Source organism: Cupriavidus yeoncheonensis (genome assembly GCF_905397275.1).
In the GTDB taxonomy this organism is placed as follows: Bacteria; Pseudomonadota; Gammaproteobacteria; order Burkholderiales; family Burkholderiaceae; genus Cupriavidus; species Cupriavidus yeoncheonensis.
This window is the reverse complement of the sequence record NZ_CAJPUY010000002.1, coordinates 183,845-197,988: the sequence shown is the minus strand read 5'-3', so window position 1 is coordinate 197,988 and position 14,144 is coordinate 183,845. Positions and strand designations below refer to the sequence as shown.

The 14,144-nt window shown below is 67.4% G+C and carries 13 protein-coding genes; 11 read left to right on the top strand and 2 right to left on the bottom strand.

The genetic code is table 11. The features are described 5' to 3' along the window. Nucleotides 1–4: 4 nt before the first annotated feature. Complete coding sequence (locus KHO22_RS03150) at nt 5–781, top strand: ABC transporter ATP-binding protein (protein WP_211945648.1); 777 nt, start codon at nt 5–7, stop codon at nt 779–781. A gap of 17 nt (nt 782–798) precedes the next feature. Then, nucleotides 799–1,515 (top strand): ABC transporter ATP-binding protein, encoded by a 717-nt coding sequence (locus KHO22_RS03145; RefSeq protein WP_211945647.1) that lies wholly within the window; start codon nt 799–801, stop codon nt 1,513–1,515. Nucleotides 1,516–1,576: 61 nt separating this feature from the next. Here the strand turns inward: KHO22_RS03145 and KHO22_RS03140 are convergent, their stop codons facing one another. Together KHO22_RS03140 and KHO22_RS03135 are read right to left on the bottom strand one after the other, a co-directional pair. Continuing rightward, a complete protein-coding gene (locus KHO22_RS03140) occupies nt 1,577–2,764 on the bottom strand; it encodes an acetylornithine transaminase (protein ID WP_211945646.1) in 1,188 nt (395 codons plus the stop codon). Nucleotides 2,765–3,084: 320 nt separating this feature from the next. Then, nucleotides 3,085–4,149: a CDP-6-deoxy-delta-3,4-glucoseen reductase gene (locus KHO22_RS03135; RefSeq protein WP_211945645.1), complete on the bottom strand. Its 1,065-nt coding sequence runs from the start codon at nt 4,147–4,149 to the stop codon at nt 3,085–3,087. A gap of 9 nt (nt 4,150–4,158) precedes the next feature. On the opposite strand from KHO22_RS03135, the gene KHO22_RS03130 reads away from it, so the two are divergent. The 9 genes from KHO22_RS03130 to hutI all read left to right on the top strand — a co-directional run bounded on the left by KHO22_RS03130 (nt 4,159) and on the right by hutI (nt 14,142). After that, nucleotides 4,159–5,136 (top strand): NAD-dependent epimerase/dehydratase family protein, encoded by a 978-nt coding sequence (locus KHO22_RS03130; protein ID WP_211945644.1) that lies wholly within the window; start codon nt 4,159–4,161, stop codon nt 5,134–5,136. Between the two features lie 312 nt (nt 5,137–5,448). Next, complete coding sequence (locus KHO22_RS03125; protein ID WP_211945643.1) at nt 5,449–6,426, top strand: ABC transporter substrate-binding protein; 978 nt, start codon at nt 5,449–5,451, stop codon at nt 6,424–6,426. Nucleotides 6,427–6,442: 16 nt separating this feature from the next. Further along, complete coding sequence (locus KHO22_RS03120; protein ID WP_211945642.1) at nt 6,443–7,297, top strand: ABC transporter permease; 855 nt, start codon at nt 6,443–6,445, stop codon at nt 7,295–7,297. After that, nucleotides 7,297–8,076 carry an ABC transporter ATP-binding protein gene (locus tag KHO22_RS03115; RefSeq protein ID WP_211945641.1) on the top strand — a complete coding sequence of 260 codons (780 nt, stop codon included), beginning with the start codon at nt 7,297–7,299 and terminating at the stop codon, nt 8,074–8,076. The genes KHO22_RS03120 and KHO22_RS03115 overlap by 1 nt, the downstream gene beginning before the upstream one ends. A gap of 5 nt (nt 8,077–8,081) precedes the next feature. Then, entirely contained in the window at nt 8,082–8,849 is a 768-nt protein-coding gene (gene hutC / locus KHO22_RS03110) for a histidine utilization repressor (RefSeq protein ID WP_211945640.1), read from the top strand. Nucleotides 8,850–8,939: 90 nt separating this feature from the next. Continuing rightward, a complete protein-coding gene (gene hutH, locus KHO22_RS03105; protein ID WP_211945639.1) occupies nt 8,940–10,520 on the top strand; it encodes a histidine ammonia-lyase in 1,581 nt (526 codons plus the stop codon). Between the two features lie 63 nt (nt 10,521–10,583). Next, nucleotides 10,584–12,284: a urocanate hydratase gene (gene hutU / locus KHO22_RS03100; RefSeq protein WP_211945638.1), complete on the top strand. Its 1,701-nt coding sequence runs from the start codon at nt 10,584–10,586 to the stop codon at nt 12,282–12,284. Further along, nucleotides 12,281–12,874, top strand: a complete 594-nt coding sequence (locus KHO22_RS03095) for a HutD/Ves family protein (RefSeq protein WP_211945637.1) — start codon at nt 12,281–12,283, stop codon at nt 12,872–12,874. Before hutU ends, KHO22_RS03095 begins: the two co-directional genes overlap by 4 nt. Further along, nucleotides 12,871–14,142: an imidazolonepropionase gene (gene hutI, locus KHO22_RS03090; protein WP_211945636.1), complete on the top strand. Its 1,272-nt coding sequence runs from the start codon at nt 12,871–12,873 to the stop codon at nt 14,140–14,142. Before KHO22_RS03095 ends, hutI begins: the two co-directional genes overlap by 4 nt. The last annotated feature ends 2 nt before the right edge of the window (nt 14,143–14,144 follow it).

The following is a 14,144-nucleotide window of genomic DNA, read 5'->3' as shown; positions in this document are numbered from 1 at the left end:
CAACATGAGCAATGACAATTTCCTCCTGTCCGTACAGGGGGTCAACAAGCGTTTCGGCGGCCTGCAGGCGCTGTCCGATGTGGGCCTGCAGATCAAGCCGGGCGAGATCTACGGCCTGATCGGCCCGAACGGCGCCGGCAAGACGACGTTCTTCAACGTGATCACAGGTCTGTACACGCCGGATTCCGGCGAGTTCGTGCTGGGCGGCAAGCCGTACCAGCCGACCGCGGTGCATGAAGTGGCCAAGACCGGTATCGCCCGCACGTTCCAGAACATTCGCCTGTTTGGCGATATGACCGCGCTGGAAAACGTGATGGTGGGCCGCCACGTGCGCACCAAGGCCGGCCTCTTCGGCGCGGTGTTCCGCCCGCCGTCGGTGCGCCGGGAAGAAGAGAACATCGAGGACATGGCGCACGACCTGCTCGACTATGTCGGTATCGGTAAATACGCCAACTTCACGTCGCGCAATCTCTCGTACGGGCACCAGCGCCGGCTCGAGATCGCCCGTGCGCTCGCCACCGAGCCCAAGCTGCTTGCGCTCGATGAACCGGCGGCAGGCATGAACGCGACCGAGAAGGTCGAGCTGCGCGGCCTGCTCGACAAGATCCGCAATGACGGCAAGACCATCCTGCTGATCGAGCACGACGTGAAGCTGGTGATGGGCCTGTGCAACCGCATGACGGTGCTGGACTACGGCAAGGTGATTGCCCAGGGCCTGCCACAGGACGTGCAGAGCAACCCCGCGGTGATCGAGGCCTACCTCGGCGCATCGGCGCACTGATGGCCGGAGGACAAGCAATGACACAGACAGTACTGAAGATCTCGGGCCTGAAGGTGGCCTACGGCGGCATCCAGGCCGTCAAGGGCATCGACCTCGACATCAAGGATGGCGAGCTGGTGACGCTGATCGGCGCCAACGGCGCCGGCAAGACCACTACCATGAAGGCCATCACCGGCCTGCAGGGCTGGGCCGGCGGCGACGTGGAATACATGGGCAAGTCCATCAAGGGCGTGCCCAGCTACGCGCTGCTCAAGCAGGGCCTGGCGATGGTGCCGGAAGGCCGCGGCGTGTTCGCGCGCATGACCATCACCGAAAACCTGCAGATGGGTGCCTACACGCGCAATGACGACGCCGGCATCCAGGCCGACGTCGAGCGCATGTTCGGCATCTTCCCGCGCCTGAAGGAGCGGGCCAATCAGCTCGCGGGCACCATGTCCGGCGGCGAGCAGCAGATGCTGGCCATGGCGCGTGCGCTGATGAGCCAGCCCAAGGTGCTGCTGCTGGACGAGCCGTCGATGGGCCTGTCGCCGATCATGGTCGAGAAGATCTTCGAGGTCGTGCGCGACATCTCGTCACAGGGCGTGACCGTGCTGCTGGTGGAGCAGAACGCGCGCCTGGCGCTGCAGGCCGCGCACCGTGGCTACGTGATGGAGTCGGGCCTGATCACGATGAGCGGCGAGGCCAAGCAGATGCTGGACGACCCGAAGGTGCGGGCTGCGTACCTGGGCGAGTAAAGCGCTCCCGAGCAACAAAAAAGCCCCGCGAAAGCGGGGCTTTTTGTTTTGAAGCGCAATATCAGGCCAGCTTCTTCAACAGCGTGCGCAGCATGCCGATCATCTGGTCGATCTCTTCACGCGTCACGTTCAGTGCCGGCATGAAGCGCAGCAGGTTGGCACGCGGCGCGTTCAGCAGCATGCCCTCCGGTCCCATGTCGCGGGCTTCCTCGACCAGTTGCGGGCCGATGTCCTTGCCGAGCTGCAGCGCGCGCAGCAGGCCTTCCCCACGTTCCCCCTCGAGGCCGAATTCACTGCACAGCGCCAGCAGCTGTTCCTTCAGGTACTCGCCCTTGGCGTTGACCTCGTCCAGGAAGCCGGGAGCGGTCAGCTGTTCGATCACCGAGCTGCCGACGGCCGTCATCAGCGGGTTGCCGTTATAGGTGCCGCCCTGGTCGCCGGCTTCGAAGCTGGCGACTTCGGCCTTGCACAGCAGCGCCGACAGCGGCACGCCGCCGCCGATACCCTTGCCCAGCGTCATGATGTCCGGCTCCACGCCCGACAACTGATAGGCGAAGAGGGTGCCGCAGCGGCCGCAACCCGTCTGCACTTCGTCGACGATGAGCAGCAGCTTGTGCTTGTCGGCCAGCGCGCGCAGGCCCTGCATGAACTCGCGCGTGGCGGGGATCACGCCGCCTTCGCCCTGCACCGGCTCCAGCATGATGCCGACCGTCTTGTCGGTGATGAGCTTCTCCACCGAGGCCAGGTCGTTCAGATCCGCCTTCGGGAAACCCGACACCTGCGGCGCGAAGATGGTGTCCCAGCCGGCCTTGCCCGACGCGCTCATGGTGGCGAGCGTGCGGCCATGGAAGCTGTGGTCCATGGTGATGATCTCGAAGGCGCCGTTCTTGTGCTTGCGGCCCCATTTGCGCGCCAGCTTGATCGCGCCTTCGTTGGCTTCGGCGCCGCTGTTGGCGAAGAAGACCTTGTCGAAGCAGCTGTTGTCGGTGAGCTGCCTGGCCAGCTTGATCATCGGCTCGTTGTAGAACGCCGGGCTCGGGTTGATCAGCTTGCCAGCCTGCGCGACCACGGCGTCGACCATGCCCTGGTTGGAGTGGCCGAGGCAGTTCACTGCCCAGCCTTGCACGAAGTCCAGGTATCGCTTGCCGTTGTGGTCCGTCAGCCAGGAGCCCTTGCCCTCGGTAAAGACGAGCTCGGGGCGGTTGGTGATGTACATCAGGGATTGAACGGGATACTCAGCAAATGCCATGGCGGACTCCAGGGGTCGGCGTGAATCGTTAGACGGGATGGCGAAATGACGAACCGGGCAAGCAGGGCGAAACCCGGAAGGGCGAAGCCCAAAGCAAAAAGCCACGGGGGTTGCCCGTGGCTTTTTGACCTGAACAGACGCTGTCGACGGTCAGCCGCGCGGCACCCCGGTGGGGAGCAACGTACGGAAGCTTCGGAAGCTGCGTCGGATCATGGCGGTGTTCATGCGGGCAAATATAAGGCGCATGGCCCCGGGTGTCAAAACGAATTTTGGCAGTCGGGGGCATTGTTGCGCTGACGGAACGGCCTGGGCGACCCGGCTCAGGCCGCCGGTGCGGAGCCGGCCGGGTGCATGTCGGCCTCGGACGTGAACGAGTCGGCGAAGAACGCGTCCTCATGCAGCTTGCACTGCTTCGTGAAGTCGGTGCGGGCCGCGTTGATCATCACCGGGGCGCCGCAAGCGTAGACCTCGTGGCCGGACAGGTCCGGGTGGTCCGCGATCACGGCCTGGTGGACGAAGCCGGTGCGCCCGCTCCAGTTGTCTTCCGGCAGCGCATCGGAGATGACCGGCACGTACCTGAAGTTGGGCAGGTCGCGCGCCCACTGTTCGCACAGCGCGTGCATGTACAGGTCCTTCGGCCGGCGGCCGCCCCAGTACAGCGTCATCGGGCGCGTGATGCCAGTGTAGGCGGCGTGCTCGACGATGGCCTTGATCGGCGCGAAGCCCGTGCCGGAGGCCAGCAGGACGATCGGCGCCTCCGCGTCCTCGCGCAGGAAGAAGCTGCCCAGCGGGCCTTCGAAGCGCAGGATGTCGCGTTCCTTCATGGCCGGCGCGCCTTCCTTGGCGCCGAACACGTAGTCGGTGAACGCGCCGCCGGGCATGTGGCGGATATGCAGTTCGAGCGGGCCGTCCTCATGCGGCGGCGTGGCGATCGAATAGCTGCGGCGCTTGCCGTCGCGCAGCAGGAATTCCACATACTGGCCGGCCAGGTACTGCATGCGCTCGGTGGCGGGCAGTTGCAGCTTGATGGCGATCACGTCGTCGGCCAGGCGTTCCAGCGAGGTGACGCGGCACGGCACCTTCTTGATGGGGATGTCGCCCGCGCCGTGGACCTCGCGGCTTTCGATGGTGATGTCCGAGCCGGCGTTGGCGCAGCAGAACAGCGCCCGGCCCTCGGTCTTTTCCTGGTCGGTCAGCGCGGCCGGGGCGTGGTCGCCCTGTACGATCGTGCCTTCCAGCACGCGGCCCTTGCACGAGCCGCATGCACCGTTCTTGCAGCCGTAGGGCAGGCCGATGCTGTGGCGCAGGGCAGCGCCCAGGATGGTTTCATCGGCAGCCACTTCGAACTTGTGGCCGCTGGGCATGACGGTTACTTGATAAGCCATAATCGATCTATGAGCGAAATTCTTCCGAAGCTGCAGCCATCGCGCCGCCCGGGCCCTGCCGTTCGCCTGGGCCGCCCGCGCCTGCTGATCATGGGGTGCGGGGATGTGGGGACGCGCTGCCTGCGAATCCTGTCGGCGCGCATGCGTGTCTTCGCCGTGACGTCGCAGCCGGCGCGCCGGGCCGAACTGCGTGCCGCCGGCGCCGTGCCGCTGGTCGCGGACCTGGACCGGCCCGCCACGCTTGCACGCCTGCGCGGCCTGGCCGGCCGCGTGCTGGACCTGGCGCCGCCGCCCGGAGCGGGAGAGGGCGATCCGCGCACACGCGCCTTGCTCGCCACCCTGCGCCGCACCGCATGGCGCCGCGCCCGGGCGCACGCCGGCAAGCCCGTCATTCTACCCGAGCGGCGCAGGGCCCGTCCGGCCTTCGTCTATGCCAGCACATCGGGCGTCTATGGCGACCGCGCCGGCGCGCGCGTGGCCGAATTCGCCCGCGTGCGCCCGCAGACGGCGCGTGCGCGTCGCCGCGTGGCGGCCGAGCGCACCGTGCGCGAGTTCGGCCGCGCCGGCAACTGGCGCGCCAGCATCGTGCGCATTCCGGGCATCTATGCCGAGGACCGCCTGCCGCTGGCGCGCCTGAAGCGCGGCACCCCGGCGCTGGCGCCGCAGGACGACGTCTACACCAGCCACATCCACGCCGACGACCTCGCGCGCACCATGGTGGCGGCACTGTTCCGCGGACGACCCCAGCGCGTGGTGCATGCGAGCGACGACACCGAGCTGCGCATGGCCGATTACTTCGATCTGGTGGCCGATCGCCGTGGCCTGCCGCGGCCGCCGCGCATCACGCGCCAGCAGGCGCGTGAAGTGATCGATCCCACGCTGCTGAGCTTCATGAGCGAATCGCGCCGCCTCGACAACCAGCGCCTGAAGCGCGAGTTGCGCCTGCGGCTGCGCTATCCCACTGTCTCCTCCTTCTTCGACGCCTGAACGTAAGACACAAGCGCCGTGCTGTTTCCGGCACGGTGCTTGCGTTCCTGCCGGCGCGTCGGTTCCTGTCTATACAGCAAACGGCTCCTTGCCCTGATGCGGTGCATCCACTTTGACGGCTGGACGCTGCTTCATCGTGCACTTCACGCGCAAATTCCCCGCGAAAGTGCCAGATTGGCCGCCCGGAACCGGCCAATGCTTCGGGCAAGTACTACGTTGACTTGTATATACAGGCTTGTAAAATCTCCCGAAACCGAGCAGTGCCACAAGCATGGCGCCGCCGCTGGACGGACAAACCAAAGGAGCTAACCGATGAGGATTCAGAGCCGGATTGCAGGTCAGGCCGCCATGCGCGTGGCCCGTGCGTCGCTGATGGCAGCCGTTGCCGTGGCCGGGGCGGCTCACGCCCAGAGCACGCAGGTCACGCTCGGCATGAGCGGGTGGACCGGCTTCGCGCCGCTGACGCTGGCCGACAAGGCGGGAATCTTCAGGAAGCACGGCGTCGACGTCGACATCAAGATGATTCCGCAGAAGGACCGCCATCTTGCGCTGGCCTCTGGCGCCATCCAGTGCGCAGCCACCACCGTGGAAACGCACGTCGCATGGAACGCCAACGGCGTGCCGATCACGCAGATCGTGCAGCTCGACAAGTCCTACGGTGCCGACGGCCTCGCCGTGCGGGCCGACGTCAAGGGCTTTGCCGACCTGAAGGGCAAGACCATCGGCGTCGATGCACCCGGTACCGCGCCGTACTTCGGCCTGGCCTGGATGCTGAAGAAGAACGGCATGACGCTCAAGGACGTGAAGACCACCACGCTGTCGCCGCAGGCGGCCGCGCAGGCCTTCGTAGCCGGCCAGAATGACGGCGCCATGACCTACGAGCCGTATCTTTCCACGGTTCGCCAGAACCCGGACAAGGGCAAGATCCTGGCCACCACGCTTGACTACCCGATGGTGACCGATACGCTCGGCTGCGCGCCCAAGTGGCTCAAGGACAATCCCAGGGCCGCGCAGGCGCTGGTCGACAGCTACTTCGAGGCGCTCGAGATGATCCGCAAGGAGCCCGAGAAGTCCAACGAAATCATGGGCGCGGCGGTCAAGCAGACCGGCGAGCAGTTCGCCAGGTCGTCGGCCTACCTGCGCTGGCAGGACCGCGAGGCCAACCGCAAGTTCTTCTCGGGCGAGCTGGCCAGCTTCAGCAAGGAAGCCGCCGGCGTGCTGCTCGACATCGGCGTGATCCGCCAGGTGCCGGACGTCACCGCGCTGTACGACGCACGCTTCCTCAAGTAAGCAAGGGGCCGATGTCATGGCGCAAGTTCAAGTGAGTTCCCCGGCGCCGGTCGCCATGGCCGCCAGGACGGCGCCGGCGCGCCGCCGGCATCCGTGGCTGTCGCCGCTGGTGCCGGTGTCGCCGCAGGCGCGCTGGGTGCTGGGCCTGTCCTTCTTCGTGCTGTTCTTCGCGGTATGGGCCGTGGTAACGCTGGGTGGCTTCGTGCCGCGCACTTTCCTGGCCGATCCGCTGACCATGGCGCGTGAGGGCATGACCCTGTTCGCGCAGTACAACTTCATCGGCGATATCGGCATGACCGTGTGGCGCGTGCTCGGCGGCTTCGTGCTGGCGGCGGTGCTCGCGGTGCCGCTGGGCATCCTGATGGGCGCGTACAAGGCGGCCGAAGCGTTCTTCGAACCGTTCGTCTCGTTCTGCCGCTATCTGCCGGCCTCGGCCTTCATTCCGCTGCTGATCCTGTGGGCCGGCATCGGCGAGACGCAGAAGCTGCTGGTGATCTTCATCGGCTCGTTCTTCCAGATCGTGCTGATGGTGGCCGTCGCCGTGGGCGGTGCGCGCAAGGACCTGGTGGAAGCCGCCTATACGCTCGGCGCCAACAGCCGCGGCATCGTCAAGCGCGTGCTGATCCCGGGCGCGGCGCCGGAGATTGCCGAGATCCTGCGCCTGGTGTTGGGCTGGGCCTGGACCTACGTGATCGTCGCGGAACTGATCGGCTCGTCCTCGGGCATCGGCCACATGATCACCGACAGCCAGGCGCTGCTGAATACCGGCCAGATCATCTTCGGCATCATCGTCATCGGCTGCATCGGGCTGGTGTCGGACCTCGTCTTCAAGCAGGCCAACCAGCGCCTGTTCCCGTGGAGTTCGATCTGATGAGCGCACTGTCCATCCAGCAGGTCTCGCGCACCTTCACCAACCCGCGCGGCGGCCAGACCCAGGCGCTGCTGCCGGTCGATTTCGAGGTGCGCGACAACGACTTCGTCACCATCCTGGGCCCGTCGGGCTGCGGCAAGTCCACGCTGCTGCGCATCGTGGCCGGCCTCGACACGCCCTCCAGTGGCACCGTGCTGCTCGACGGCCAGCCGGTCAGCGGCCCGGGCGCGGACCGCGGCATGGTGTTCCAGTCCTACACGCTGTTCCCGTGGTTGACGATCGAGCAGAACGTGCGCTTCGGCCTGCGCGAGCGCGGCATGAGCGAGGCCGAGCAGCGCGAGCGCAGCGATTTCTTCATCCAGCGCGTGGGTTTGCGCGGTTTCGAGCATCACTACCCGAAGCAGCTCTCTGGCGGCATGCAGCAGCGCACCGCGATTGCGCGCGCGCTGGCCAACGATCCCAAGATCCTGCTGCTCGACGAGCCGTTCGGCGCGCTCGACAACCAGACCCGCGTGCTGATGCAGGAATTGCTGCTCGGCATCTGGGAAGCTTCGCGCAAGACGGTATTATTCGTGACCCACGATATCGACGAGGCCATCTTCATGGCCAACCGGGTGGCGGTGTTCTCCGCCAGGCCGGGTCGGATCAAGAGCGAGATCGCGGTGGATTTTCCGCATCCGCGCCATTACACGATCAAGACGTCGCCGGAGTTTTCCGCGCTCAAGGCGCGGCTGACCGAGGAGATCCGCGCCGAGGCCATGGCCGCGGCCGAGCACTGAAAGCCATGAACCACGCCGCAGGCCAGGGGCCAGCCACTTCCGCCACGAACTCTCCCACCGCGCTCTACCAGCAGGTGAAGGAGTACATCGCGCGCCAGATCCAGAGCGGCGCGTGGCAGCCGGGCGACCGGGTGCCGTCGGAGCAGGAGCTGGTGACCCGCTTCGGCGTGTCGCGCATGACCGTCAACCGCGCGCTGCGCGAGCTGTCCGAGCAGGGCAGGGTGGTGCGCGTGGCCGGCGTGGGCACCTTCGTGGCCGAGCACAAGCCGCAGTCCACGCTGCTCAGCGTGGTCAACCTGCAGGACGAGATCCGCATGCGCGGGCATGACTATGCCTGCGACGTGATCCTGGTGGAACGCGTGGCGGCCTCGATCGAAGTGGCCGCGGCGCTGGAGCTGCGCACCGGCGAGTCGGTGTTCCATTCCGTCTGCGTGCACCGCGAGGACGGGGTGCCGGTGCAGCTGGAAGACCGTTACGTCAACCCGCGTGTGGCGCCGGATTTCATCAGCCAGGATTTCAGCGGCATCAAGCCCGGCGAGTACCTGCTGCGCAATGTGCCCTATGACCAGGTCGAGCATGTGGTCGACGCCATTTCCGCAACGCCCGACCAGGCCGCGCAACTGGAAATGCCGCCGACGCAACCTTGCCTGATGCTGACCCGCCGCACCTGGACCAACGGTGTGCCGGTGACCTTCGTGCGTTGCCTGCACCCGGGCAACCGCTACCGCCTCGGCAGCCGCTTCCGCGCCGACGGCAATCCCGCCTTCGGCTGATTTCCGCCTGATTTCCACCGGAAGTCAGCCAACTCACCCTAATTTTGTTCTAAGCTGTATAGACAGGAACATACAAGACAGGATCGACTCATGACCGCCAGCCAAACCGTACCAGCCTCCCGCCCCCCGTTGACCCTGAATCCGGGCCAGGTCACCCTGGCCGACCTGCGCCGCATCTATCGCGGCGAAGTGCGCGTGGAAATGGCCGACTCGGCCTGGGCCGGCGTGCGTGCCGCACAGGCCACCGTGCAGGACATCATCGACGCCGACGCCGTGGTCTACGGCATCAACACCGGCTTCGGCAAGCTTGCGCAGACGCGCATCCCCAATGACAAGCTGGCCACGCTGCAACGCAACCTGGTGCTGTCGCACAGCGTCGGCACGGGCCCGGACCTCGCCGAGGACACGGTGCGCCTGATCCTCGCCATCAAGGCGGTGAGCCTCGCGCGCGGCCATTCGGGCGTGCGGCCGGAAATCATCGAAGCGCTGCTGGCGCTGGCCAACCACGGCGTGACGCCGTGCATCCCGGCCAAGGGTTCCGTCGGCGCCTCGGGCGACCTGGCGCCGCTGGCCCATATGTCGTGCACGCTGATCGGCGTCGGCGACGTGCTGGTCGATGGCCGCCGCGTGCCGGCCGCCGAAGGGCTGGCGCGTGCCGGCCTGTGCGCGTTCGAACTGGGCCCCAAGGAAGGCCTGGCGCTGCTCAACGGCACGCAGGTATCGACCGCGCTGGCGCTGGCGGGCCTGTTCGCCGCCGAAGACACCTTCGCGGCCGGCTTGGTGGCCGGCGCGCTGTCGCTGGAAGCGATCAAGGGTTCGGTCAAGCCGTTCGACGCCCGCATCCATGACGCGCGCGGCCAGGCCGGCCAGATCGCGGTGGCCGCTGCCGTGCGCGCCATGCTCGACGGCAGCGAGATCGTCGATTCGCACAAGACGTGTGGCCGCGTGCAGGACCCGTATTCGATCCGCTGCCAGCCGCAGGTGATGGGCGCCTGCCTCGACAATCTGCAGCACGCCGCGCGCGTCCTGCAGATCGAAGCCAATGCCGCATCGGACAACCCGCTGGTATTCCCGGAGCAGGGCGACGTGGTGTCCGGCGGCAACTTCCACGCCGAGCCGGTGGCTTTCGCCGCCGACATCATCGCGCTGGCGATCGCCGAGATCGGCGCGATTTCCGAGCGCCGGCTGGCGCTGTTGCTGGACACCGGGCTGTCGGGCCTGCCGCCGTTCCTGGTGCACGATGGCGGCCTGAACTCGGGCTTCATGATCGCGCAGGTGACGGCGGCGGCGCTGGCGTCGGAGAACAAGTCGCTCGCGCATCCGTCCAGCGTGGACAGCCTGCCGACTTCGGCCAACCAGGAGGATCATGTGTCGATGGCCACGTACGGCGCACGCCGGCTGGGCGACATGGCCGCCAATACCGCGGTGGTGGTCGGCATCGAAGCGATGGCGGCCGCGCAAGGCATCGAGTTCCACCGGCCGCTGAAGTCGTCGCCGCTGATCGAAAGCGAACTGGCCCGCATCCGCGCGCGCGTGGCGTTCGTGGAAGCGGACCGCTACCTGGCACCGGATATCGAAGCGATGAAGCAGTGGGTGGTGCAGGGCGATGCCGGCGCGGGCTGGCCGGCTGCCGTCCGCGACATCCTGCCGACCAACGCCATGAGCGCCTGAGTCCCTGAGTCTCGCAAGGACCGGACCTCCATCATCAGGTATCGCAGCAAGGAGAGAACACACATGAACGCCAGCGAATCCCAATTCCTCCAGCGCGGCCGGCGCGAGATCCGCGCGCCGCGCGGCACGCAGCTGCATTGCAAGAACTGGCTGATCGAAGCGGCCTACCGCATGATCCAGAACAACCTGGACCCGGACGTGGCCGAGCGCCCGCAGGACCTCGTGGTCTACGGCGGCATCGGCAAGGCCGCGCGCAACTGGGAATGCTTCGACGCCATCCTCGACAGCCTGCGCCGCCTGGGCGAGGACGAGTCGCTGCTGGTGCAGTCGGGCAAGCCGGTGGGCGTGTTCCGCACGCACCCGGACGCGCCGCGCGTGCTGATCGCCAACTCCAACCTGGTGCCGCACTGGGCCACCTGGGACAAGTTCAACGAACTCGATCGCGCGGGCCTGATGATGTATGGCCAGATGACCGCGGGCTCGTGGATCTACATCGGCACGCAGGGCATCGTGCAGGGCACCTACGAGACCTTTGTCGAAGCGGGCCGCCAGCACTACCACGGCGACCTCTGCGGCAAGTGGATCCTGACCGCGGGCCTGGGCGGCATGGGCGGCGCGCAGCCGCTGGCCGGCGTGCTGGCCGGTGCGTGCGTGCTGGCGATCGAGTGCCAGGAATCTCGCATCGATTTCCGCCTGCGCACGCGCTATCTCGACAAGAAGGCCACCACGCTCGACGAAGCGCTGGCGATGATCGCCGAGGCCACGCAGAAGAAGGAAGCGATCTCGGTAGGCCTGCTCGGCAATGCCGCCGACATCGTGCCCGAACTCGTCAAGCGCGCGCAGGCGGGCGGCATGCGTCCGGACATCGTCACCGACCAGACCTCGGCGCATGACCTCGTCAACGGCTACCTGCCGCAGGGCTGGACCGTCGTGCAATGGGAGCAGGCGCGCCAGCAGGATCCGAAGTCGGTGGAGTCGGCCGCGCGCCCGTCGATCGTGAAGCATGTGCAGGCGATGCTCGCCTTCCAGCAGATGGGCGTACCCACCGTGGACTACGGCAACAACATCCGCCAGGTCGCGTTCGACGAGGGTGTGAAGAATGCCTTCGACTTCCCGGGCTTCGTGCCCGCGTATATCCGTCCGCTGTTCTGCCGCGGCAAGGGACCGTTCCGCTGGGTTGCGCTGTCTGGCGATCCCGAGGATATCTACAAGACCGATGCCAAGATGAAGGAGCTGTTCCCCGAGGACAAGGCCCTGCACCGCTGGCTCGACATGGCGCATGACCGCATCGCCTTCCAGGGCCTGCCCGCGCGCATCTGCTGGGTGGGGCTGGACGAGCGCCACCGCGCGGGCCTGGCGTTCAACGAGATGGTGAAGTCGGGCGAGCTGAAAGCCCCCATCGTGATCGGCCGCGACCACCTCGACTGCGGCTCCGTTGCCTCGCCCAACCGCGAGACCGAAGCGATGCGCGACGGCTCCGACGCCGTGTCCGACTGGCCGTTGCTTAACGCGCTGCTGAACACCGCGGGCGGCGCAACGTGGGTCAGCCTGCACCATGGCGGCGGCGTCGGCATGGGCTTCTCGCAGCATTCCGGCGTAGTGATCGTTTGCGACGGCACCGACGCCGCGGCGAAGCGCATCGAGCGCGTGCTGTGGAACGACCCGGCCACTGGCGTGATGCGCCATGCCGATGCCGGTTATGACCTCGCCATCGACTGTGCACGCGAGAAGGGCCTCAACCTGCCGATGGTGGACCGCGCATGACCCGCTTCGCACTCGACACCCTTTCGCCCACGCCGTGGAAGAACGGCGGCGGCACCACGCGCGAGGTCGCCGTGTGGCCACCCGATGCGGGACTCGATGACTTTGCGTGGCGCATCAGCGTCGCCGACATCTCCGCGGACGGGCCGTTCTCGGCGTTCGCGGGCATCGACCGGCAGATCGTGCTGCTCGACGGCGCAGGTGTGCAACTTCGAGCCGCCGACGGCAGCTTCAACCATCGCCTCGATACCGTCGGCGCACCGTTCGCGTTTTCCGGCGACGTGGCGGTGGACGCCACCCTCATTGCCGGCACGACGCGCGACTTCAACGTGATGTCGCGCCGCGGCGTGTGCCGCGCGCAGGTTCACGCCATGCGGCACGGCTTCTCGTTCAGCTCGGGCGAGGACGCCGTGGCGCTGTTCGTGCTCAGGGGCGCCTGGCGCGATCCCGGCGCGAGCCTGATGGAGCCCCTGAGCGCCAACGAGGGCGTCTGGTACCCCGCCGGCGTCACCGCGGCATTCCATGCGCTGGCGCCGCTCGACGATGATTCGCTGTGCCTGTGCATCACGCTGCAAACGGAGACTGACCAATGACCGCGCCATTTGCTCCGGGACTGTCCGAAGCCCGATCCGCCGACGGGGTCTGGCACCGCTGTCACCTGCTGCCCGATGCCGACCCGGAGCGCGCCGTGCGCGACGGGGCGCTGGTGGTGGAGCAGGGCCGCATCGCCTGGCTCGGCCCCGAAGCGGAACTGCCCGCCGACTATCGCGGCCTGCCACGCCATGACGCGGGCGGGGCGTGGATCACGCCGGGCCTGGTCGATTGCCATACGCACCTGGTCTACGGCGGCCAGCGTGCCGATGAATTCGCGCTGCGCCTGGCCGGCGCCAGCTATGAAGAGATCGCGCGCGCGGGCGGCGGCATCGTATCGTCGGTGCGCGCTACGCGTGCAGCGGATGAAGACACGCTATTCGCGCAGGCCGCCGCCCGCCTCGCGCCGCTGCTGGCCGAAGGCGTGACGGCCATCGAGATCAAGTCCGGCTACGGCCTGGAACTGGAGGCCGAGCGCCGGCAACTACGCGTGGCGCGCCGGCTCGGCGAAGCCTTCGGCGTGTCGGTGCACACGACGTTCCTCGGCGCGCACGCGCTGCCGCCGGAGTATGCGGGACGCGCCGACGATTACATCGAGCTGGTGTGCAACACCATGCTGCCGGCTCTCGCCGAAGAAGGACTGGTCGATGCCGTCGACGCCTTCTGCGAATCGGTCGGCTTCTCGCTGGCGCAGACCGAGCGGGTGTTTGACGCCGCCGCCCGTCATGGCCTGCGGGTCAAGCTGCACGCGGAGCAGCTGAGCAACCTTGGCGGCGCCGCGCTGGCCGCGCGCCATCGCGCCCTGTCGGCGGACCACCTGGAGCACCTGGACGAAGCCGGCGTGGTCGCCATGGCTGCCGCGGGCACGGTGGCGGTGCTGCTGCCGGGCGCCTACTATTTCCTGCGTGACACGAAGCTGCCGCCGATCGCGCTGCTGCGCCGCCATGGCGTGCCGATGGCGATATCCACCGATCACAATCCCGGTACGTCACCGGTCACATCGCTACTGCTGATGATGAATATGGCCTGCACGCTATTCCGCCTGACAGTGCCCGAGGCGCTCGCCGGCGTGACCGGGCACGCGGCGCGCGCACTCGGCGCAGCCGACCGGCATGGCTTGCTCGCAACGGGCCGCCCGGCGGACTTTGTGCTCTGGCGCGTCGATTCCCCGGCGGAACTGGCCTACTGGTTCGGCCGCAATCCGGCTGCCGCGGTGGTGCGGCAGGGACGCATCCATCCGGCGCCGTCGCAGCATGGCGGGAGGGCATGAGA

Bases quoted from the DNA above. Each gene is read 5' to 3' on its own strand.
- KHO22_RS03115 (WP_211945641.1), top strand. From the start codon at position 7,297: ATGAGCGCACTGTCCATCCAGCAGGTCTCGCGCACCTTCACCAACCCG.
- hutI (WP_211945636.1), top strand. From the start codon at position 12,871: ATGACCGCGCCATTTGCTCCGGGACTGTCCGAAGCCCGATCCGCCGAC.
- KHO22_RS03150 (WP_211945648.1), top strand. From the start codon at position 5: ATGAGCAATGACAATTTCCTCCTGTCCGTACAGGGGGTCAACAAGCGT.
- KHO22_RS03135 (WP_211945645.1), bottom strand. From the start codon at position 4,149: ATGGCTTATCAAGTAACCGTCATGCCCAGCGGCCACAAGTTCGAAGTG.
- KHO22_RS03145 (WP_211945647.1), top strand. From the start codon at position 799: ATGACACAGACAGTACTGAAGATCTCGGGCCTGAAGGTGGCCTACGGC.
- KHO22_RS03125 (WP_211945643.1), top strand. From the start codon at position 5,449: ATGAGGATTCAGAGCCGGATTGCAGGTCAGGCCGCCATGCGCGTGGCC.
- hutC (WP_211945640.1), top strand. From the start codon at position 8,082: ATGAACCACGCCGCAGGCCAGGGGCCAGCCACTTCCGCCACGAACTCT.
- hutU (WP_211945638.1), top strand. From the start codon at position 10,584: ATGAACGCCAGCGAATCCCAATTCCTCCAGCGCGGCCGGCGCGAGATC.
- KHO22_RS03095 (WP_211945637.1), top strand. From the start codon at position 12,281: ATGACCCGCTTCGCACTCGACACCCTTTCGCCCACGCCGTGGAAGAAC.
- KHO22_RS03140 (WP_211945646.1), bottom strand. From the start codon at position 2,764: ATGGCATTTGCTGAGTATCCCGTTCAATCCCTGATGTACATCACCAAC.
- KHO22_RS03120 (WP_211945642.1), top strand. From the start codon at position 6,443: ATGGCGCAAGTTCAAGTGAGTTCCCCGGCGCCGGTCGCCATGGCCGCC.
- KHO22_RS03130 (WP_211945644.1), top strand. From the start codon at position 4,159: ATGAGCGAAATTCTTCCGAAGCTGCAGCCATCGCGCCGCCCGGGCCCT.
- hutH (WP_211945639.1), top strand. From the start codon at position 8,940: ATGACCGCCAGCCAAACCGTACCAGCCTCCCGCCCCCCGTTGACCCTG.